A 22730-nucleotide genomic window follows, 5' to 3' on the forward strand; every position below is an offset into this window, starting at 1 on the left:
TTGTCATGCTTGTTCTTCGATTAGTTGTTTGGTTTCTGTTGGTATAGTTATTACAATACTGGTTCCGTGATCTTTTTTAGAGGTGATATCGATAATTCCTTGACAGTCGTTGGTTCTGGATATCATATTTTGCATTCCGATTCCTTTACTTTTTTTGTTGACATCAAAACCGATTCCGTCGTCTTGTATTTTTAGAAAAACATTTTCTGAATCTCCGCTAATCTCTACCGTAATATTCTTGGCGCCGGCATATTTGTTAATGTTTTGCAAACCCTCCTGCAAAATACGGTACATGTTAATTTTGATAGCATTACCTATTTTATCCCAATTAATAGAAGTGTCTATTTGATAGGTTACTTCAGCTTCATGCAAAGATTTCTGTTCTTCTAATAAATTATGGACTATCGACACAAAGTTATTAATTAAAACTAATTTCTCTCTATTCAGGTCATGTGAAATTTCACGAATATCTTGTTCAATAGTTTTTAACTCATTTAACAATTCATTCCTTTTTTGCGGTGCATCAGGATCGGTACTAGAGTTCAAACTATCCAAATTTAAACGCAACCCAAACATTCTTCCTAAAACACCGTCGTGAAGGTCTTGTGCTAATCGTTTCTTTTCCTTGTTTCGGCTTTCATCAATAATAGATTGTTGCGACATCATGAGGTTGAAAATTTCCTCATTTGCTTTTTGTTGGGCTTGTTTGAATAATAATTCTCGTGTTCTGGCGCGTTGGGCTCTAACAATAAATAACAATGCCACTAAAATAAAGGTTATTACAAAACCATAAAGTAGGTTTCTGTTTTTGTCTTCTAGTACATCTTTTTGTTGGATTATTTCGTCTGTTTCAAGTGAAATACGCGCAAATCGGTCTTTCGATTTACGTTCTTCTACTTGAAGACTATCATTAATTCTAATGTATTGTTCTGAATATGCTGATGAATTATTTTTATCAACAATAGATGCTTGTTTTAATGCTAAAATTATATTAATTGGGATTTTAGATTCTTTCCCTATTCTTAAAGCATCTTTTGAATATTTTAGGGATAATTTCAAATCTCCTTTCTTTTGATAATATTCTGAAATATGAATATTGCTCCCAACGATATAAGTATAATCATCCAATTTTTTTCTTATTTCTAAAGCATCGAAAAACAATTTGGGCAATTGGTCATAATTATTGGATTGAAGTCTTGAATATGCAAGATTATCTAATAAACAAGAATAAGTATTTAAATCATCTTTTATTAAATCTGAATCATTAAGTCCTAATTTAAAATTTATTATTGCTTCATTATATTTCTTTTGCCTTAAATATAAATACCCAATATTATTATAACAGACTGCAACTGGGTGCTCTTCATTTAGCGTTTTAATGTCTCTAACTATTTCTAAAGCTTTGTTGTAATAAAAAATTGCTTTATCATATTCTTTTAATTCAGTGTATACAAGACCTAATTGATTTAAGACACCATATAATTTTTCTTTCTGATTAGAATTTTTGTATATGTATAATGCTTTTGTGAGGGATAATTCAGCACCTAATAAGTCACCCACATTATACTGAACTATACTTTTATTTAAGAGTATGTTAGCCCCGTTCTCATCATCTTTTTTGATAAAATATATCTCTTCTGCTTTTGTATAAAAATAAAATGCACTATCATTTGACTGAATTTTTTTTAAATAATTCGCTTTAAATCTATAGGATTTGGCAATATTTAAAGAGTCATTATTGGCTTTAGAATTCTTTAAAAGAAGGTTGTAAGCTTTATTAAAGTTTTTCCATTCTTGGCTGTTATAGTACTTATATACAATTGAAAAAAGAGTATCTCTGTTTGCTTGAGTACTTTTTAATATACTTATAAGTTTAAAAGCTTTATTTGTTTTTTCAATTTTTTCTAATTCAGGAGTTTTATTTGAATTAGCAATTTTCATATAATAAGATAAACTATCAGTTGCTATTTTATCTGAAACTACTTGTCCCTTTTTTTTGGCACATGAAAAAGAAAAAAAAAACGCTAAAAATAAAATATGTTTTATTTTCAAAATAAATTATTTTACCCAAAAATACGAAACATATTGACAAAAAAAAACTATCAATAAAAATTGATAGTTTATATTTTTTTTAAATTTCTTAATTATTCACCGCCAGTACTTCTTCCGCCGATTGAAAGTTCACCACCAGTACTTCTTCCACCAATTGAAAATTCACCACCAGTACTTCTTCCACCGATTGATAGTTCTCCACCAGTACTTCTTCCACCAATTTCAGATGGAGTTGTAAATGACGTGACAATAAGCATTAAAGCTAATAATCCGAATGTTGTTGCTAATCTTTTCATAATTTGAGACTTTTATGTGTTAGTTTTTTAACTCGTTTTAGTGTGTGTGTTTTAATTGATTTGAGACAATGGGACACTTTCACTATGTAAAACTAAAAAGGATGTCTCTGCTAATCCTTGTGAATAGGGGTGTTTATGGTAGAATGGTGCCGTTTGATAGTCAATGATAGCCAAATCTGGGTGGATGGTTTTTGTGATTTTTGCGTTTTTGGACAAAAAGCCTGTCATTGTTGGCTTTGGCAAAATTTTTTTTGTATTAGTAAACGGAAATCTGGGTAGATGTACTCCTAAAAAGAAAGGAAGAGGTATAATGGGGCAACTAAAACTTACCGCTGATTGACTGAGAAAAAAAATAAATGCTAAACTGTAGCAAATGGAATAGTAATGTTTATAGAAGTGCTTTTGTTATTAGATTTTATAACACACTTTCCTTTTAGAGATTCAACACGCAGTTTTATATTCTTTAAACCTATCCCTTCCGAGTTGGCATTTGTGTCAAATCCTTTTCCATTATCAGTGACAGAAAGACAAATATTATTTTTGTCTAAAACTAAACTAATTATGACATTGGTGGCTTGAGCATATTTGTTAACATTGTGACTTGCTTCTTGAATGATTCGGTATATATTCATTTTTATTCCACTTGAAATATGATTCCAATCCAGAGCTGCATCGTTTTCAAATTTGTATTTTGAACTTGTTGTAGTATTTTGTGTAGCAACAAAATCATTTAGTAGCGCCACAAAACTATTCGTTTCTTTAAAAATCTCTGTATTCAAATCGTGAGCAATATTTCGTATCTCCTGTTCTATTTTATAAATTCCTTCAATATGGTTTAAACATTTGTTTATTGTTTCTTCGTCCTTTTGGTATGATAGCATATTAAGATTAAGTCGCGTGCTGGCCAATCTGTTCATCACACCATCATGCAACTCAATTGCTATTCTTTTTTTCTCACTTTGTCTAGCAAATTCCTCCTTATTTTTTTGATTTAGCATCAAATCATAAATCTCTTCATTAGCTTTTTGTTGTGACTGTTGAAATTGCATTTTATTTTGTTTAGACCGTTGTCTAGTAATTATTAACAGTAATGCAATAATTAATATAACTGCTCCTGCTATAGTTAAGATAATCCATTTTTGTTTAATTGCTGTTTCTTTCTCTTGGGAGATTTCGTCGGTTTCAAGTTGAATTTTATAAAACTGATTTCTAGCGTTACGCTCAACAAATAATAAACTATCATTCTTTTCATGATATTCTTTAATATATTCAGGCGCCTTTTTACTACTAACACTTCCTGCATTACTTAAAGCTGTAAGATAGTAGTATGGGGATTTAAACCTTTTGGCAATTTTTAATGCTTTGTCTGCATATATTTGTGCTTTCAAACTATCATTAATAGCCCAATAATAATTAGAAAGATAAACATAGCTAACCGTAGATTCTCTAATTCCCTCGTCATTATAATTAAGTAAATTAATAGATTTAAACAGCAAATTAGGAAATCCTGAATAATCTTTTAACTGCAATTTACAATAAGACAGATTATTAAGTAAAAATCCATATATGACTGGATCCTCTTTTATTAAATTCTTTTCTTTAAGTGCTAAATTAAAATATTGTATTGCATTATTATATTTTTTTTGTTCTCGGTAAGCATTCCCTATATTATTTAAACAAGTTCCCTTTAAACTAATACTTTTGTTTCTCAACTTATATTTTTCGACAAGAGATATTGCTGTTTTAAAAGCCTTAATAGCATTTTCATAATCTCTAAGATTATGATTAGTGCTACCTATTAATATTAAAATTTCGACTTGAAATTGTTTGTAATCTGTATTTTTAAAATACATATAGGCCTTTTGGGCTGATAAATCTGCTCCCGTATAATCATCAAGTATAAATTGAATTTGACTTATTAATTGATAAACCTTTGCTAAGCTATAGTGATCATTTGTTTTTTTATAAAACTTCTCTGCTTTAATATAATAGTAATATGCACTATCATAGATTTTATTTTTCCTGTAATATCCCCCTTTATACCTGTAATATCTCGCCAAATTAAGTGTGTCTTTTGCGGCTATACTTTTTTTAAAATGAATTTTTTCAATTTTAGAAAACCCAACCCAATTTTTTATATCTAAATAATTGTAAGAAATTGAATTCAAATAAAACCTAGTTAATGTATCATTCTTACTTAAATCCACTAGTGAAAAGGCCTTGCCGTTATACTTATTTCTGAGTTTTGAATCCAAAGAATCATTCCCCGCCAAATCCAAATATTTTTTTATAGAATCATTCCTAGCTTGAGCTTCTTTATCTACAGTTTTAGAAGTACAACCATATAAAGACACCAATAAAATAATAAACCAATATGAGAGTAGTCTATTCATAAAGCCAAGATAGTAAAAAAGAATTGAGCCCCGATTTGAAAATCGGGACCCAATTCTACCACAATTTAATTTATCTTCATCAAACTTGTATTGTTAGTTATTGCAAATTTCTTTCAATAAGAAAAATACGTTCTTGATTTTGACATTGTAAAAGTAAATCGCGATTTTCACATTTTGGTACACTAAAAGTGTACATTTTATATAATTTTCAAATTAATTGTAAGCATTTTACTCTTCCTTGACGGTAATTACCACATCATCTTCAAACTTGTATTCGCCTTTCTTATAAATTTCTTTATTAGAAAGTACAATTTCATACGTATAAATACCTTTAGGTAAAACAAATAGGCATTCTTTCCCGTCTTTTGGGATAACGAGTTCTTTTTTAATATCGCCTCCATCCACATCTCCCTTAACAATTCTAAAAGTAATTCTATCGCTTAGCTTATTTTTTACACAAACACTTTCAATAACTTTACTATCCTTTTTAGGATTCGTTTTGCTTATTTTCAGCACTGACAAACCACTTAATAAAAGTTCTCCACCTTTGATAACGTTGTTAAGATCGGTTTGGCTAAACAAAAATTGACTAATAAATAGTGCCGAAAACAGAATTTTACATTTCATGACCTTATTTTTTTTCAATTAACCCATTGCTGCAGCAAGGAGCATTGCTTTCAGCCTTTTTGTTGTAGTAGTTGCGTCGGAACAGTTGGTAATTATTAATCCAGACACTAATCCTCTTGTACCTCCAATTGCTACTTCAACTTTGATTTCTATTGTTATTTCACAAGTGTTTTGCTTGTTTTTTTCAGAATTGCTAAAATCAAATTCTTGGATAATTTGGTCAGCTCCTTCATTGAGTTCCTCTAGAGATAGAAACTTATACTCTGTAACCTCTTTTTCGTATGTTGTTATTAATGACGCGCTTTTGAAATCAGCTTTTTGTTTTATATCGCTTTTCTCTTGTGCAATTCCATTAAATACAAATGAGACTATGGCTAGTAAGCCAAATAATAGATTTTTCATGTGTACATAATTTTAATTATTATAGACCAAGCTTTGTGTCGTCAAAACATTATAAAGACATGGCTGTTTTTTAATCGTAAAAAGTAACCCCTTTTTGAAAAAGTGAGTTTTACGTTTATTTTCTTTTGATTGTTGGCAGATTCAAATTATGGATTTATTTAAATCCTTGTTTTAACAATTCTTCTCGAATTCCTTTGAAGTGATCAGCACCATATATAATTGCCACTTTCTTATGATTATCACTTAATAGCATTTTTATAAGATTTTTATTTCGAAAATTTATATAAACATCATCTCTAACTTTTTTCCCTGCTGGTTTATATTTACAATTAGGTTTTTCATAAAAACTTTTCTCGAAATCACAAGGTTCTAATTTTATTTCACCATACTTATTTTCATAATAATCAATCATTTCTTTTAAAGTAACATCTGCCGTTTTACTATTTGATTCATCTAAACCAAATTTACTTGGAGATGGTTGATCTAAAATTTCCTTTTTAAACTTCACTTTTCCGTTATAAATAGAGTCAAAAAAATGCTTGTAACCAGCATTATTCCTGCTAAATGGTATGCTGGTTAGCTTTATTGATTTCCTTACAGTTATTGAATCCTTTTTATTCCCTTTAACTTCTTCTGTATAAAAAAAGTACCCAATTTTTTTAAGAGAATCTATTTTAGTTTTAACATCATTGTAAAAAGGAGCAGTTCCTAAATGATGCATTGGGAAAAAAATCACTTCTTTTTCTTCATTAGTAACTTTAGATAATTGTATATTGTCATCATATACTCCCACGAGTTTAAAAGCTAGATTAACTTTAAAAGAAGTGCAACTTAATAAACTAAATAAAATTAAATAAATTAAAATTTTGATTTTCTTCATAACTGTTCCGAATTAAATCAATGGCGTAGATTTTAACTTACGCCATTGATTACATATTATATTTTATAACTAAAGACCTGTTATTATTATTGTTAATACTGTTACAATTGTATCTAAAATTTTTCCGCCACCTTCATCCCCAAAAATCTCTTTAATCCAACAACTCAACTGATACCATCTACATTTTGCACTAACTGCGTTAGCAGCATAAGGATTGTAATCTCCGGTAGTTCCTCCAAATAATTCGCTGCCATTTGTTTTTACTCCTTTTAGGGTAAGGTTGTTGACAAATAATGCAGCAGCAGCCATTTCCTTACCATTATAACTCTTTAGTATTTCTGCTTGAGAAACTCTATTAGATAGTAATTTGTATGAGGCGGTTAATAAATCATTACCTTCTTTTGGTATTTTAGAATACCAACTACCCGTAATTGTTTTCTTAAAATCTTCAACATTGGTGGTTTTGTCAAATGCCGGTTTTAAAGAAATTGTAAAATCTGACATTCCTTGTGCCAACTGTAACCTAACACTTTCTTGAGTTATTTTTTGTGCATTCCCATTTAATGCAAATAAAACTGTGGCAATTAAGCCAAATAATAAATTTTTCATAAATTTGTATATAATTTTAATTATTGCAGTCCAACTTTGTGTCGTCAAAACATTATAAAGGTTGGGCTGCTTTTTTTGGTTGGTTTAATCGTTCTACTGCTTAATAACAAACCTCTAAAATAAACAGTGTTTTTTCTATGCTCATTTTCTCTACGAAAAACTAGAAAAGCATTCTTCGTATGGTGTCACTTCTATGGTGGTAAGCCACTTTTAACTACCTAATAACCATGTTAAATTAGTATTGTTTAATTTTGATATAGTAAAAGTAGATTGTTAATTTCACATTCAAATACACTAAAAGTGTACATTTCATGAAATTTCAATTAAGTGAGAAATAGTAAGAAATATGGAGTTTCTTTCTGAAGGTTGAGTAGTGAATTCTATATCAATCCTTGCTTTCTTGCTTCTTTAAGAATATCTTCATCGTTTCCTTTGTCAATTCCTAAAAGCTGCTTGAGAATAGCTTTTCTTTTATCAATTGCACTTTTCGAAAGATGAAGCAAATCGGGAAGGCTTTTGGTTTTTACGCCTTGTGCAAGCAAAGAAAGAATTTGGCGGTTATAACTATCCATAACTTTACTCTTTTCACCCCAAGATTTTTTGTGATTAATAACCGTTTCACTAAAATAAGTTCCTCCTTTAACCACAACATCGAATGCTTTGATTAATTCTTGGGCTTGAAAATCACTTTTTATTAAAATCCCATCCGGATTATTTTCTTTTACAATTTTAAAAAGAACTATCGACTCGTAATGTGAAGTAAGAATGACAATTTTGGCATTGGGATGCTGCTTTTTCACAAGTGGAATTAAATCATCTCCTGAGTTAAGATTTTTTTCTAAAAATGGGGGTAAAGTCAAATCTAAAAATACGATATCAAAAGGATGTTTTACCTGAAAAATTGCGTTATAAGCCTCTTCACAAGAATGTGCAGCTGTAGTATTTAATGTATAACCAAAAGAATTGTAGGCCAAAATAGATCTGTACCCTTCAATAATTGGTGGATGATCGTCAACCATTAAAATCTGTAGTTCCATGATGAGATTTTTATCGAAACTACGAATTTTCTTCTAAATCTCCAAATAATTTCCAGAAGCTATTCGGCTGATAATTAAATCGACGTTCTCTTTATAGGATTTTGAGAAAGGAAGTTTGGTGGTCGAGTTCTTGATATAGCAAACGGTGTTTCCGGTATGAATACGCGATACTTGATTTACATTTATAATGTAACTATTGTGAATTCGCAGGAATTGCGTTGGTGGCAAAACGGTTTCAAAATGCTTGAGGGTTTTAAAAGCCGTAATCATTTCGCCATTGTTCAAATGAATATCGGTCGAGTTGTTATCGGCTTCAAAATAGAGCACATCATCCGAATCGATATAACGATAATCACCATACGATTTTACACAAATAACCAGCGATTGTGGTTTTTGAGTTTCTCCCGAAACTTCGGAAGTGCCTGATGCTGTTGAATTTTCAGCTGCCGGAATAATTTTTACCTCAACATCATTTTCAGCTGTTTCTATAGCATCAGTAAGCGTTTCGTCTAAAACTTCAAAGGTTGCGACAGGATTTTTTTCTTCTGAATAAGGCAAATCCGTTTTTATCGCACGGTCAAATTTTAGAACCGCTTTTCTAAAATCATTTATATTCAAAGGCTTTAACAAATAATCAATGACTTCATATTGCAAAGCCTCGTAAGCCAAGTCCTTTTTGGCGGTTGTCACGATAATTTTTGGGACAATCCTTAAATAGCGATACAATTCATTAATCAATGCTAACGAAAGATTGCTCTTTTTATCGGTTGGATCAATTTCTAGAAAAACTAAACGGGGTTGGTGTTCTAAAATCAAATTCACCCCATCATCATAGGTATTGGCAGAAGCAACAAAGCTAAGGTTCCTAAAACGCTCGGCAATTGCCTGAGTTTTTAGTACGCTATCCTTATCATCGTCTATAATGATGTATGTTTGACTCATTAATGCTTTTCCGGTTTTGATGTTGGGAAAGCATTAGATTAGGTAAAAATAACGGGTAGTTTTGGGGAAACTATTTGTTAGCGCTAAAGATTACAATAAAAATTTAACTACAAAAATAAATCCGATTAAACGTATGTATTTTCGTTATAACGAAAGTAAATTTTTGGTTTATGAATTCGACAAATTGTTAACATCAACCGTTATCTTGTTAATATGTCATTTTTTATTCGGAACAATGCTTACAAAACAAAATCCCAAACGCTTTTCAGGATTTGGGATTAGGTTCTTCGCTGTCACTCAGAATGACAATTATGTGTTACATTTTCATCAGCCAATTTCTAACTGAAACCTCAGCATTTATAAGTCCGCGTAAGTCAGAAATTTTTACTCTGTCCTGTTTCATTGAATCCCTGTGACGGATTGTAACCGTTTCATCTTCTAAAGTTTGGTGGTCAACCGTTATACAAAAAGGAGTTCCTAATGCGTCTTGTCTTCTGTAACGTCTTCCAACAGCGTCTTTTTCATCATACGCCACATTGAAATCCCATTTTAAATCCTCGATTATTTTTTGAGCAACTTCCGGCAAACCGTCTTTTTTAACCAATGGTAAAACGGCTGCTTTTGTTGGTGCTAAAACGGATGGCAAACGTAAAACTGTACGTGTCGAACCATCTTCTAAAGTTTCTTCTTTTAATGAAGTTGCAAAAACAGACAAGAACATTCTGTCTAAACCAACCGAAGTTTCTACTACATAAGGCACGTAGCTTGAATTAGTTTCAGGATCAAAATACTGTAATTTTTTTCCTGAGTATTGTTCGTGTGCTTTTAAGTCGAAGTCGGTTCTTGAGTGAATTCCTTCCAATTCTTTAAATCCAAAAGGGAAATTAAATTCGATGTCAGCCGCTGCATTTGCATAATGTGCTAATTTTTCGTGGTCATGAAAACGATAATTTTCTCTTCCTAATCCAAGCGACAAATGCCAGTTCAAACGAGTGGTTTTCCAGTATTCGTACCATTTCATTTCTTCGCCTGGCTTTACAAAAAATTGCATTTCCATTTGTTCGAATTCACGCATACGGAAAATAAATTGTCTGGCTACAATCTCATTTCTAAAGGCTTTCCCTGTTTGTGCAATTCCAAACGGAATCTTCATTCTACCTGTTTTTTGCACGTTTAAAAAGTTCACAAAAATTCCTTGTGCTGTTTCCGGACGCAAATATAAATCCATTGCATTTTCGGCAGAAGCTCCTAATTTGGTTCCAAACATCAAGTTGAATTGACGCACTTCTGTCCAGTTTCTTGAGCCTGTTTCAGGATCGGCAATTTCTAATTCTTCGATTAAAGCTTTTACATCTTCTAAATCACCTGAACCTAATGAACGTCCCATTCTTTCAAGGATTTCTCTTTCTTTCGAAAGGTATTCCATCACTCTTGGATTGGTTGTTTTGTATTGTTCTTCATCAAAAGAATCACCAAAACGCTCACGTGCTTTTTCAATTTCTTTTTTAGCTTTCAGATTTAATTTTTCAGCATAATCCTCGATTAAAACATCGGCACGATATCTTTTTTTAGAGTCTTTGTTGTCAATCAACGGATCGTTAAACGCATCAACGTGACCGGAAGCTTTCCATGTGGTTGGATGCATCAGGATTGCGGCATCAAGACCAACAATGTTTTCATGCATTTGTACCATGGCTTTCCACCAATATTCTCTAATATTCTTTTTTAATTCTACTCCGTTTTGCGCATAATCATATACTGCGCTCAAACCATCATAAATTTCGCTTGATGGAAAAATAAAACCGTACTCTTTTGCATGCGAAACTACGTTCTTAAATAAATCTTCTTGTTTTGCCATAATGGTTGCAAAAATATAAAAACCGATTATAAAAAAAGCGGTAAAAATCAATTAGAATACAATTTTTTTATACTTTTATGTAAGAAAATTATCTTTTTTATGTGGAATCATCTTCTAAATCTATTTTTTCCAAAGTCATGTGCGGGTTGTCATTCGTTTTTATTGAGCGATGAAAAAGTGATTTGTACCCAATGCCGACATGAAATTCCGCTCACGAATCATCATAAAATTGATGATAATGAAATCTTTCAAAAGTTTTATGGTAGAATTCCGTTAGAGTATGGTTCGGCTTTATTTTATTTCCATAAAAACGGAATTGTTCAGGAAATGATACATAAATTGAAATATAAAGGACAAGAAGAAATTGGGGAAACTATTGGAAATTGGTATAGCGAAGAATTGCAACATCTGGAACAAATGCAACACATCGATTTTATAATTCCTGTCCCATTGCACAAAAAAAGACTGCGAGAACGAGGTTATAATCAAGTGGAAGGTTTTGGAAGAGCGTTGTCTTCAAATCTAAAAATACCATATGATGACAAGCTTTTGCGCCGAAAATTATACACTAAAACCCAAACCAAAAAAGATCTTTTGGGCCGAGCTGATATAATTGCAACCGTTTTTGATGTTGATTTTTCAGAAAATTATCATGGCAAACATTTTCTGCTCATTGATGATGTGCTTACGACTGGTTCAACTCTCGAAGCTTGCAGTCGCGCCATTTTGAAAATACCAAACGCCAAGATTAGCGTTGTTTGCATGGCTATGTCACATAATTAATACTAATTGTTATATTTGATTTATTAAACTAATTTCTCCAGATGAAAAAAATATGTTTACTATTGGGAATTACCTTATTACTACAAAGCTGTTATAGTTATAAAAAGGTCGAGGTTAATCCGAAAACGATGGTTCTTGGTCAGACATATAAAATAGAAAGGAATCACAAAACTTCCAAAGTTATTTATAGCAGTAATGCCGATAGCGCCATTGTTGTTTTGAAGCATGGTGTTGCCGAGCGAATTCCGCTAAAAGAAATTACCTCAGCCAGAGAAGGAAAATTTTCACTGGCAAAAACGCTTGTTTGGGTTCCGATAGCTATAATTGGCATAACCGTACTATTTATTTATGGTACTGGAGACTACGATAGCGAGTAAAGATAAATACTGCTTACGGGAATAACCCAAATTGTTAAGTTTCCCCAAAAACATTTCATTCACACTGAATATAATTGTTATTTTGTGCTTTGATAAAACTGCGGTATGCCAAAATCTATTTTCAAGTTACTTTGCTTTCTTTTTGTGCTGGCACTAGCTAGTTGTGCCAAACGCGGTTCGATTACCGGCGGTGATAAAGACACGATTGCGCCTGTTTTAAAAGCAAGTTTTCCTAAAAATTTCTCGACTAATTTTAACGGCAAGGAAATTAAATTGGTTTTTGATGAATATGTCAAGTTGAAAAACATCAACAAGCAGTTGATTATTTCGCCACCGATGAAAAATCAACCTGAGATTTCACCGCAAACTGCCAGTAAAATAGTAACTATTAAATTAAAAGATACCCTTCAGCCAAACACAACGTATAGCTTTAATTTTGGACAAAGTATTGAAGACAATAACGAAGGAAATCCCTATCAGCAATTCAAATATGTATTCTCAACCGGAGCTTATATTGATTCGTTGAAAATAAATGTCAAAGTCAAAGATGCTTTAGAAAAGAAGGTAGATAATTTCGTTTCGGTGATGTTGTATGAAATCAATGAAAAGTATACTGATTCGACGATATATAAAGAATCTCCGAGATATATCACGAATACTTTAGACAGTTTGGAAGTAGTTACCATTGAAAACATCAAAGCCGGAAAATATCTTTTGTTGGCGTTGAAAGACAACGGAAATAATAAATTCAATCCCAAATCGGATAAAATTGGTTTTCAAAAACAATATATTACCATTCCAAACGACACTATTTTTGAAGTAGAATTATTTAAAGAAAAACTTCCTTTCAAAGCTATAAAACCAACACAAGATTCAGGAAATAAATTAATAATGGGTTATGAAGGCGACCCAAAAAACGTAAAAGTTACCGTTAAAAATGGTTCTGAAATTATTCCAAGTTTGATTACTCAAATTCAGAAAAAGGATTCCGTTCAAGTTTGGTTTAAACCCACAAAAGCAGATTCTCTGAATGTTGCTGTTGAAAAAGACAACTTCAAAAAAGATTTTATAGTAAAATTGAAAAAGCAAAAAGCAGACACGCTGAGGATAAGTCCAGATTTTGCCGGTGCGCTTTTAAGAGAGCGTTTTTCTTTAAACAGTTCGATTCCTTTAGTGAAGTTTGACAAATCAAAAATTTCGGTTTTTAACAAAGATTCAATTGCTGTCCCTTTTGAAACAGAATATGATGATTTTAACCAAAAACTCTATTTCAATTTCAACAGAGAACCTTTAGAGCAATATAAAATTAAATTATTGCCAAGTGCTTTGACTGATTTTTATGAAAAAACAAATGATACTTTAGTTTATAAAGTTGCAACTAAAAACGCATCCGATTATGGAAATTTAAAAGTGGTTTTAGAAAATGCAAAAAGATTTCCAATCCTGGTTGAACTCACCGACAAAGCCGGAAAAGTAAAAGCAACAGCATATACAGAGAGCAATCCAACGATTGAATTTTTGACACTTGAACCCGATAAATATACGTTGCGTATTATTTATGACGATAATAAAAATAAGATTTGGGACACGGGAAGTTTTATAGAAAAACGCCAATCGGAAGAAGTGATTTATTTCCAAAAAGAAATTGATGTCCGCACCAATTGGGATGTTGAACAGCCATTCGATTTACGGAGCAAGAAGTAAGATTTACGAAGTTATCTTGAAATCATCTTTATCATCCAAAAAAGCCAATTTATTGCGGGTTTCCAACAGTTGTTCTTTGTCTAATGTTACGATAAATATCCCTTCTGTTTCTTGTGGTTCAAGTAAATAATTTCCAAGATAATCAACCGCTTGTGAATGCCCAACGTATTCTAGATTGTTGTTGTCTGTGCCAATTCGGTTTACTCCAATCGTGAAACACATATTTTCAACTGCTCGTGCTTTTAGCAAAATATCCCAAGAATTTATTCGAGGTTTAGGCCAGTTAGCAACATAAAGCAACACATCATAATTTTCTATATTTCTGGAAAAAACCGGAAAACGTAAATCATAGCAAACCAGCGGAGAAATTCTGAAACCTTTATATTCGACAATTAATTTTTCAGTTCCGGCTGCATAGAATTTATCTTCTCCAGCCAACGAAAACAAATGTCTTTTGTCATAGGTTTTGATATCGCCATTGGGAAAAACAAAAACCAAACGATTGTAATAATTCCCTTTTTCTTCGATAACCAAACTTCCGGTTATAGCGCAATTTTTGGCTTTCGCCAAATGTTGTAGCCATGAAACCGTTTCTCCTTGCATTGATTCAGCAACCGCTTTTGGATTCATTGTAAATCCGGATGAGAACATTTCGGGAAGGACAATCAAATCGACTTCTTCAATAAAACCATTGATTTTTTGAACCAAATGACTACGGTTTTCGGTTGGGCTTTCCCAAGAAAGTGATGTTTGTATAAGTGCTATTTTCATTTTTAAAAGGGATTAGGAAAAAGAGATAAGGGATAAGTCTTTCGGTTATTTAATAATTATTTCATCAATAAATATAAAAGCATTGCCACCTGCGCCCTGATGCCATTCGGGTAACTTTCCATAATTGTATGCTTTAACTTTTATGTATTTTGCTGTCATTCCTTTTACGAAACTGAAATTTTTGATTCTATTTTCGCTTTCTTTTGCATCAATATCATTGGTAATTGTTCCCACTAATGTAAAGTTAATATTATCTTTCGAAACATAATATTCGACTTTGGTTGGCATTAAAATCCAGGAACGAGAATCCTGTAGAAATAGGGAACCAATATAATGAATCGGAATTTCTTTCTGCAAATCAATTATGGCTTCAAAATCCTGTCCTTGATATCCTTGCCAGTCGCCTTTACGCCAGTTTGTTGTCCCATAAATCCCGTCAATCAAACCTTCCGGTCCGCCAGCATGATACTGCGGATTGTATATTGATTTAATATTGATGGTGTAATTATTTGGCTTTTTGAAGAAATGACCGGAAACAATAGTGCTTTCCTGGTTTTCATTTTTAATTTTTGCTAGAACTTCTGAAGTCATATCAATTGTTATTGGACTTGTATATAAAATCCAATCTTTATCTTTTCGATTATCAAACTCGTTTTTAATCCAATAGTAAATTTTATCTGTTGGGTTTTGTGATGCTATTCCAATGGCAATTTTATCTTTAAATGATTTACTTTCAGCTTCAATTACAGGAACTGGAGTTGTTAATTGATTTGCAAATCCGTATGTTTTTTCTTCGTGGCTTAATCCAAAATATTTTCTGTCCTTGTTAGCAGTTTCAGTACTGATTTCTTCCGAATTTCCATCTTCAAAATTGACTTTTACTTTCTTAAAATAGGGTGTCGTCAAACTCCACTCCGGATTTCCTGGTGTTACCGCATAAATTCCCATCGAACTCAACACATACCAAGCACTCATTTGACCGCAGTCTTCGTTGCCAATCAAACCATCGGGAGCATTTTTGTAGAAATTTTCCAGAATAAAATGTACTTTCTCAGTAGTTTTTTCAGGTTTGCCTACATAATTATAGAGATAAGCCATGTGATGACTTGGCTCGTTTCCGTGAGCGTATTGCCCAATTAATCCTGTAACATCGACTTGTTCGCGACCCGAAGTTTTGCTTTCGCTATTGAACATTTCGTCAAGTTTGGCCTCAAATTTCTCGGCTCCGCCATAGGCTTCAATCATCCCTGGAATATCTTGTGGCACAAAAAACGAATACTGCCATGAGTTCCCTTCAGTAAAATTATTGTTAATTTCCTTTGCATCAAAAGGTTTGTCCCAACCGCCATTCTTTTTCGGACGCATAAAACCCGTATTCCAATCAAACACATTTTTCCAACTTTGTGAACGTTTCATAAAATAATCGTAGTCTTCTTTTTTGTTTAGAATCATAGCCATTTGCGCAATACACCAATCATCATAAGCATATTCCAAGGTTTTGGAAACACTTTCGTGTTCGTCATCCATCGAAATAAAACCTTGCTTTTTATAGGCATCCAAGCCTAAATGATCGAGCATAGCGGAGTGCTTAGCAGCTTCAAAAGCGGTTGAATAATCAAAACCTTTTATGCCTTTGACCATAGCATCTGCCATTACGGAAACCGAATGATAGCCGATCATACAGTCCGTTTCATTCGAAGCCAATTCCCAAACAGGTAATCTTCCGCCTTGCTCGTATTGTTTTAAAAACGTATTAATAAAATCGGCGGTGCGTTTCTTTTCGATTAAAGTGTATAACGGATGTGCCGCTCGAAAAGTATCCCAAAGCGAGAAAACCGAATAGTAATCAAATCCTTCTGCTTTGTAGATTTGGTTATCTCTGCCGCGGTATTTCCCGTCTATGTCTTGCGCTATGTTGGGCTGCACCATCGTGTGATATAAAGCGGTATAGAAAATGGCCAGCTTGTCTTTATCAGTTTCGCCGACCTCTATTTTAGATAATTGTTTGTCCCAAAGTTGTTCTGCATTTTGCTTTACTTTATTGAAATCCCAATCTTTGATTTCACTCATGTTTAGTTTAGCACCTGCATAACCCGTTGCCGAAAGCGACACTTTTACCAGAATCAGTTCTCCTTTTTTGACTTTTTTTGAAAAGCTCAACCCCAATTGGGTTCCGGCAAAGAATTTATCAGTGTTTCTCGCAGGTGCAAATCCATTATTTCTAACGTTATTGATTTGCATTGGAACATTAAATTCGATTCGGGCATAAACATATTGATCTCGAGCCCAGGCTTCACTTCGGCGGAGGATTTCGATTGTTTTATTGTCAATGATTCTGACTTCTCCTTGTACTAATTTATCCCTGTGATTTAAGTCCAGAATGATATTGGCTTGACCGTCTTTATTAAAAGTATATTCATGAAATCCAACTCGGGTTGAAGCTGTCAATTTTACATCAATATTGTGTTTGTCTAATTTCACAGCATAAAATCCGGCTGTTGCTTTTTCATTCGAATGCGAAAATGTGGAACTATATTCCTTTGCATCAAGAGTTGGTTCACTCATTGTCGGCATCAGCATAATATCGCCATAATCGGAAACACCCGTTCCATTCAAATGCGTGTGTGAAAATCCGTAAATTATAGTGTCATCATACTGATAACCCGAGCAGCCATCCCAACTTCCATCAATTCGCGTATCTGGCGAAAGCTGCACCATTCCAAAAGGAACTGTAGCTCCTAGATAGGTGTGTCCGTGACCGCCAGTTCCAATCATTGGATTGACATATTGGTGATAGTTTTGCCCAAAACCGGAAAAAGAAATCAGTAAAAGTAAGCTTGAAAGCAGTAGTTTCATTGTGTTGGTTTTGCTTCTCAAATATACAAATTTTGGGCAGAGTTTGCGTGAGGGATTGCAGTGGAAATCCTTTTTAGGATTGCCCGAAAGGGAAATGCTAAAAAGATTGGAACGTAAAGCCCGGCCCAAAGGGACACGCCCAAAAACAAAAAACGCATCCAAATCAATGAATGCGTTTTTTTATTGCTTTTTGGTTTTTTATTTCATGCTTGCCGACAAATATTCTCTGTTCATTCTAGCGATGTTTTCCAACGAAATCCCTTTTGGACATTCCACTTCGCACGCTCCAGTATTGGTGCAATTTCCAAACCCTTCTTCGTCCATTTGGCGTACCATGTTTAATACACGTGCGGTTGCTTCCACTTTTCCTTGTGGTAATAAAGCATACTGCGACACTTTAGCTCCAACAAATAACATTGCTGAACCGTTTTTACAAGTTGCTACACAAGCGCCACAACCAATACAAGCAGCCGCTTCAAAAGCTCTGTCGGCATCGTGTTTTGGAACAGGAGTTGCATTGGCATCAATAGTTCTTCCGGATGTGTTTACAGAAACGAAACCACCAGCTTGTTGAATTCTGTCAAATGAACTTCTATCAACTACTAAATCTTTAACAACTGGGAATGCTTTGCTTCTCCATGGTTCGATAAAAATTGTGTCGCCGTCTTTGAATTTACGCATATGCAATTGACAGGTTGTTGTTCCAGTTTCCGGGCCGTGTGCTCTTCCGTTGATGTATAACGAACACATTCCACAGATTCCTTCACGACAATCATGATCGAACGCTACAGGTGATTTTTTATCATTGATTAATTGCTCGTTCAATTGGTCTAACATTTCCAAAAACGAACTTGCAGTCGAAACATTATCTAATTTATAAGTTTCCATGCTTCCTTTGGATTTAGCATCTTTCTGACGCCAAATCTTAAGGTTTATATTGATGTTTTTTGCTGCACTCATGTTTTCTTTATTTAGCCAAAAGCCATTAGGCAAAAGGCATTAGTTTAATTATGATTTACTCGATTCTAATTTGTATATAAATGAATTTATCATTTTGCTTTCTTCTGTAATTTGATTCATTAATTCAGAAAACAAAGTTTCATTTTTAATGAATTTTAATCTTTTGGCAACTACTAATTGAGTTTCTAATTCAAATAAAGAACCTCTTGAAATGCTTACGAAATGAATATAACTTTGAGTCGAATTTCTTCCATAACCTTCAGCTATATTTGACGAAATGGAAACAGAAGCTCTTTTTACTTGACTTGTTAAGGCATAAATTTCTTCTCTTGGAAAATCTTCAACTAATTCATATAAATTAATGGCTATGTCAATTCCTATCTGCCAAATTAATAAATCCTTATATGACTTTATTTCACTCATCAACTATTGCCTTTTGGCTAATGCCTAATTACTTATAATTTCTAGCTGCAATTTTGATAAACTCGTATTTCAATTCTTCCTTGTTAAGGATTTCTTTGCTGATGTCGTAACCCATATATTCCCAGGCACTAACGAATGAGAAGTTTTCGTCATCACGAAGTGTTTCTCCTTCTGAATCCTGATATTCTTCACGGAAGTGACCACCGCAAGATTCTTTTCTTTGAAGCGCATCCATCGCCATTAATTGACCTAAATCGATGAAGTCGGCAACACGCAATGCTTTTTCCAATTCAGGATTTAATTCGTCTGAACTTCCCGGAACGTATACGTCTTTGTAGAATTCTTCTTTTAGGGCTGCGATTTCAACTATAGCTTCTGTCAAACCTTTTTCGTTTCTTCCCATTCCAACTTTATTCCACATAATCAAACCCAATCTTTTATGGAAATGGTCAACCGATTTAGAACCGTTGTTGTTTAGGAATTTATCAATTGTTGATTTTACATTGTTTTCTGCTTCCGCAAATTCAGGTGAATCTGTAGAAATCTTTCCGGTTCTGATTTCATCTGCCAAATAATTTGAAACGGTGTAAGGCAACACAAAATAACCATCTGCCAAACCTTGCATCAAAGCTGAAGCACCCAATCTATTTGCTCCGTGATCTGAGAAATTAGCTTCTCCTGCAACGAAACAACCTGGAATTGTAGATTGCAAATTATAATCAACCCAAACGCCACCCATTGTATAGTGAACCGCAGGATAAATTTTCATTGGCGTTTCGTATGGATTCTCGTCGGTGATTTTTTCATACATCGCAAAAAGGTTACCATACTTTTCTTCTAACCATTGTTTTCCTAAAGAAGTGATTTCATCCGCAGTTGGATTATGATTTCCTTTTGCATAAGCCGATTGCCTTCCTTTAGTTTGTATCTCTGACGAAAAATCCAAGAACACTCCTTCGTTAGTATCGTTTGATTCAATTCCATGACCTGCGTCACAAACTTCTTTTGCTGCTCTTGATGAAATATCCCGCGGTGCGAGATTTCCATAAGAGGGATATTTTCTTTCTAAATAATAATCTCTATCCTCTTCCTTTAAATCTACAGGTTTTAACCTTCCGGCGCGAATTGCTTCGGCATCTTCTTTCTTTTTTGGCACCCAAATTCTGCCTGAGTTACGCAAGGATTCTGACATCAATGTTAATTTTGCCTGATTGGTTCCGTGCACGGGAATACAGGTTGGGTGAATCTGAACAAAACAAGGATTAGCGAACAATGCTCCTCGTTTATGAACTTTCCAACCAGCCGTTACGTTACTTCCCATGGCATTGGTAGAAAGGAAATACACATTTCCATAACCTCCAGAAGCAATAACAACTGCGTGCGCTGAATGTCTTTCTAATTCTCCTGTAACCAAATTACGGGCAATAATTCCGCGTGCTTTGCCGTCTACTTTTACTAAATCGAGCATTTCATGACGACTGAACATTTTAACACGACCTAAACCAATTTGTCTTGATAAGGCTGAGTAAGCTCCCAATAACAATTGTTGCCCTGTTTGTCCTGCAGCATAAAAAGTACGTTGAACTTGCGTTCCTCCAAAGGAACGGTTGTCTAACATTCCGCCATAATCACGGGCAAAAGGAACGCCTTGCGCCACACATTGGTCGATAATATTAGACGATACTTCTGCCAATCGATGAACGTTTGCTTCACGGGCTCTATAATCGCCTCCTTTTATCGTATCATAAAATAATCTAAAGGTACTATCGCCATCATTTTGGTAATTCTTAGCTGCGTTTATTCCGCCTTGTGCCGCAATTGAGTGCGCTCTTCTTGGTGAATCTTGGAAACAAAATGCTTTAACATTGTAACCCATTTCCCCCAAGGATGCTGCAGCAGAAGCTCCGGCCAAACCAGTTCCAACAACGATAATATCGATTTTTGGTCGGTTATTAGGCGCAACTAATTTTAAATGATCTTTATAATTTGTCCATTTGTCCGAAATTGGACCTTCAGGTATTTTTGAATCTAGTTTCATTTACTTGAAATTATTGATTAAAATGATGAAACAATGCAATGAAAATGAATCCGAATGGGACAATTACTGCAAATGCATATCCTAGTTTGTGAAGTGCTCTGGAGAATTTATTATTGAATCCAACTGATTGCATCGAAGAGTTGAAACCATGCCATAAGTGTAAAAACAATAACACAAAAGCCAAGCAATACAATCCTGTGCGAACCGGACTTTCGAATTTATGGACTAATTCGGTGTAATATCTTGTTGCATCCTGCGGAAGAGCTTGAATGTATTTATAATCCATTTCCGGAAACCAGAAATCGTAAAAGTGCAATCCTAAAAACGCCAAAACAACTGAACCCGAGATAATCATATTTCTTGAAGCCCATGAAGAATTTGCCGCACCGTTATTTTTTGCATAGCTAATCGGTCTTGCAGCGTTGTTTTTAATTTCCAAAACAAATCCCATTACAAAGTGAAACACAACACCAAATGCTAAAACTGGTTGCATTACATACTGAATTAGTGGATTGTATCCCATAAAATCAGAAGCGGAATTAAATACTTCTTCGCTGAATACCGAGGTTAAATTTATTGAGAAGTGTAAAGCTAAAAATGAAATTAAGAAAAGTCCTGAAAGCGCCATGGCGACTTTTTTAGCAATGGACGAACTCAAAACGGAAGATTTTGCCATAAGATTGTGTAATTTATTTAAAAAAATCACACAAAAATACAGCTATTTGGTAATAACTACAACCTTTTCGTTGTAATTTATAATCAATTTAAAGTGAGTTTAACAGTTGTTGATTTACAACTATTTAGATACTGTTTATTGGCTCAAAAAGTTAAACAAAAACCTACTTCACATAGGTCGGAATCAAACCACGCAATCCCATATCGACAACTTTCTCACCAGCAGCAGGTTCATATTTCCCATCCGCATTTACTTCTTCCCATTCAAAACTATTGTTGATTGACAGCGATAACGTAATCACAACATCATTGGTTTCTGTACCATCAATCTCTAAATTACTAACAAATTTGCCAGTAACCACACAGGAACCAGTTGGAACGAATGATGTAGCCTGAATTGGATTTGGAACTGTTGTAGCTCCTGCGGCTGCTTGTCCTGAAGTAGAATAAGGATTGTCATTTAATCCAAATGCCCAATATCCTTGTAATCGGTTTTCATTTACCGGAAAAACATTGTTGCCAATATTGAATGATGAAATATAAGTATTAAATCCAACAAAACTCGCTAAGGTTCCTGAATAATCAACACCAGCACTTCTAACGTTAATCTGATAATTTTGATAGGCCAATGAAACGCGCATCCATTCATAACTACCAACAGCAACTTGACTTAAAGGGATTTTTAAAAAGGTCTCGTCTTGGGCTACAATTTTCTCCTGACTAAAATCGATAGCGGTTGCTCCTCCTACATTTGTTTCTGCTCCATGGTAAATAATCGTTCCTGACCCTAATTGTGTATTGGCATTAGGAGCCAATTCTATATAATGCGCTCCAAGTGTATTAAAAATTGGAGACTGTGCAGCATTTCCGGCAGGAACTGTTGAAGATTGTCCTAAATTATTTAACCTCACTTGATTTGGGTCAAATTTGAATTTGATAATTAACATCGGTTCCTCTAATTCGTCATCTACATCTTTCGAGCAGGAAACAAAAGGAAGTGCCGCAGCTACTATTAAAAGGATTACATATATCTTTTTCATTTTTTGA

The 22730-nt window shown here is 33.7% G+C and carries 20 protein-coding genes; 3 read left to right on the forward strand and 17 right to left on the reverse strand.

Annotation, left to right across the window (positions count from 1 at the left end; genetic code table 11):
- Positions 1-3: 3 nt before the first annotated feature.
- The 10 genes from RMN97_RS01405 to RMN97_RS01450 form a co-directional block, all read right to left on the reverse strand.
- Complete coding sequence (locus RMN97_RS01405; RefSeq protein ID WP_309612734.1) at positions 4-2052, reverse strand: tetratricopeptide repeat protein; 2049 nt, start codon at positions 2050-2052, stop codon at positions 4-6.
- 92 nt (positions 2053-2144) lie between these two features.
- Positions 2145-2348, reverse strand: coding sequence for a hypothetical protein (locus RMN97_RS01410; protein ID WP_309612735.1), 204 nt, complete (start codon positions 2346-2348; stop codon positions 2145-2147).
- Between the two features lie 359 nt (positions 2349-2707).
- Positions 2708-4741: an ATP-binding protein gene (locus RMN97_RS01415; protein WP_309612736.1), complete on the reverse strand. Its 2034-nt coding sequence runs from the start codon at positions 4739-4741 to the stop codon at positions 2708-2710.
- Positions 4742-4969: 228 nt separating this feature from the next.
- Positions 4970-5368, reverse strand: coding sequence for a hypothetical protein (locus RMN97_RS01420; protein ID WP_309612737.1), 399 nt, complete (start codon positions 5366-5368; stop codon positions 4970-4972).
- Between the two features lie 18 nt (positions 5369-5386).
- Positions 5387-5770, reverse strand: a complete 384-nt coding sequence (locus RMN97_RS01425) for a hypothetical protein (protein WP_309612738.1) — start codon at positions 5768-5770, stop codon at positions 5387-5389.
- A 154-nt stretch (positions 5771-5924) separates the two neighbouring features.
- Entirely contained in the window at positions 5925-6650 is a 726-nt protein-coding gene (locus tag RMN97_RS01430) for a hypothetical protein (RefSeq protein WP_309612739.1), read from the reverse strand.
- A 69-nt stretch (positions 6651-6719) separates the two neighbouring features.
- Positions 6720-7259 carry a hypothetical protein gene (locus RMN97_RS01435; protein WP_309612740.1) on the reverse strand — a complete coding sequence of 180 codons (540 nt, stop codon included), beginning with the start codon at positions 7257-7259 and terminating at the stop codon, positions 6720-6722.
- Positions 7260-7639: 380 nt separating this feature from the next.
- Positions 7640-8296 (reverse strand): response regulator, encoded by a 657-nt coding sequence (locus RMN97_RS01440; protein ID WP_309612741.1) that lies wholly within the window; start codon positions 8294-8296, stop codon positions 7640-7642.
- Positions 8297-8329: 33 nt separating this feature from the next.
- Positions 8330-9238, reverse strand: a complete 909-nt coding sequence (locus RMN97_RS01445; RefSeq protein ID WP_309612742.1) for a LytTR family DNA-binding domain-containing protein — start codon at positions 9236-9238, stop codon at positions 8330-8332.
- A gap of 316 nt (positions 9239-9554) precedes the next feature.
- Entirely contained in the window at positions 9555-11096 is a 1542-nt protein-coding gene (locus RMN97_RS01450; protein ID WP_309612743.1) for a glycine--tRNA ligase, read from the reverse strand.
- Positions 11097-11195: 99 nt separating this feature from the next.
- On the opposite strand from RMN97_RS01450, the gene RMN97_RS01455 reads away from it, so the two are divergent.
- From RMN97_RS01455 to RMN97_RS01465, 3 genes are all read left to right on the forward strand, one after another.
- Complete coding sequence (locus RMN97_RS01455; protein ID WP_309612744.1) at positions 11196-11879, forward strand: ComF family protein; 684 nt, start codon at positions 11196-11198, stop codon at positions 11877-11879.
- 41 nt (positions 11880-11920) lie between these two features.
- The gene (locus RMN97_RS01460; RefSeq protein ID WP_309612745.1) at positions 11921-12256 is read left to right on the forward strand and encodes a hypothetical protein; all 336 of its coding nucleotides are present in this window, start codon (positions 11921-11923) and stop codon (positions 12254-12256) included.
- Positions 12257-12361: 105 nt separating this feature from the next.
- Complete coding sequence (locus RMN97_RS01465) at positions 12362-13960, forward strand: Ig-like domain-containing protein (RefSeq protein ID WP_309612746.1); 1599 nt, start codon at positions 12362-12364, stop codon at positions 13958-13960.
- Between the two features lie 3 nt (positions 13961-13963).
- On the opposite strand, the gene RMN97_RS01470 is transcribed toward RMN97_RS01465, so the two are convergent.
- The 7 genes from RMN97_RS01470 to RMN97_RS01500 form a co-directional block, all read right to left on the reverse strand.
- A complete protein-coding gene (locus RMN97_RS01470; protein WP_309612747.1) occupies positions 13964-14731 on the reverse strand; it encodes a nitrilase family protein in 768 nt (255 codons plus the stop codon).
- Between the two features lie 45 nt (positions 14732-14776).
- A complete protein-coding gene (locus RMN97_RS01475) occupies positions 14777-17587 on the reverse strand; it encodes a GH92 family glycosyl hydrolase (protein ID WP_309612748.1) in 2811 nt (936 codons plus the stop codon).
- A 198-nt stretch (positions 17588-17785) separates the two neighbouring features.
- Complete coding sequence (locus tag RMN97_RS01480; protein ID WP_309612749.1) at positions 17786-18547, reverse strand: succinate dehydrogenase/fumarate reductase iron-sulfur subunit; 762 nt, start codon at positions 18545-18547, stop codon at positions 17786-17788.
- A 48-nt stretch (positions 18548-18595) separates the two neighbouring features.
- Entirely contained in the window at positions 18596-18970 is a 375-nt protein-coding gene (locus tag RMN97_RS01485) for a four helix bundle protein (RefSeq protein ID WP_309612750.1), read from the reverse strand.
- Positions 18971-18998: 28 nt separating this feature from the next.
- On the reverse strand, positions 18999-21008 hold the full coding sequence (locus RMN97_RS01490; protein WP_309612751.1) for a fumarate reductase/succinate dehydrogenase flavoprotein subunit: 2010 nt from the start codon (positions 21006-21008) through the stop codon (positions 18999-19001).
- 10 nt (positions 21009-21018) lie between these two features.
- Complete coding sequence (locus tag RMN97_RS01495; RefSeq protein WP_309612752.1) at positions 21019-21684, reverse strand: succinate dehydrogenase cytochrome b subunit; 666 nt, start codon at positions 21682-21684, stop codon at positions 21019-21021.
- A 163-nt stretch (positions 21685-21847) separates the two neighbouring features.
- Positions 21848-22723: a hypothetical protein gene (locus RMN97_RS01500; RefSeq protein ID WP_309612753.1), complete on the reverse strand. Its 876-nt coding sequence runs from the start codon at positions 22721-22723 to the stop codon at positions 21848-21850.
- Positions 22724-22730: the final 7 nt, after the last annotated feature.

The sequence above is a fragment of the Flavobacterium sp. genome (genome assembly GCF_031381455.1).
Classification (GTDB): domain Bacteria; phylum Bacteroidota; class Bacteroidia; order Flavobacteriales; family Flavobacteriaceae; genus Flavobacterium.